The organism is Paenibacillus sp. EKM211P (assembly GCF_011066175.1).
Classification (GTDB): Bacteria; Bacillota; Bacilli; order Paenibacillales; family Paenibacillaceae; genus Paenibacillus; species Paenibacillus polymyxa.
The window spans coordinates 1-281 of sequence record NZ_JAAMNS010000077.1 but is presented as its reverse complement, the minus strand read 5'-3'; the positions used below and the strand labels follow the sequence as shown (position 1 = coordinate 281).

Annotated in this window: 1 protein-coding gene; it reads right to left on the bottom strand. The window is 52.3% G+C overall.

Going from position 1 to position 281, the window contains the following annotated elements; genetic code table 11:
- On the bottom strand, positions 1-281 hold a 281-nt coding region (locus G9G57_RS25435; protein WP_164965697.1), incomplete at both ends, for a condensation domain-containing protein.

The window sequence follows — 281 nt, the reverse complement described above, 5'->3', positions numbered from 1 at the left end:
TGTTCCTCAAACAGCTGGTGGAACGCCGCCGCAGGAGCCGCTTCCGGCTGCGCCGGGTTAAACGCGCCGAGAATTTGATCTTTTTCCGACGGTGTCAAAATGCCCAGCTCGGCAATCGTCGCCGACGGGTTACGGAGAATGGATTCAAGCAGCTGCAAGTAGTGAGCGGCCAATTTCTCCACCGTTTCGGTCTTATAAAGAGCAGTGGCGTATTCAAACAGATATTCCAAGCCTTCCTCGATCTCTGTGACGTCCAAGCTGAGATCGAATTTAGAAACAAT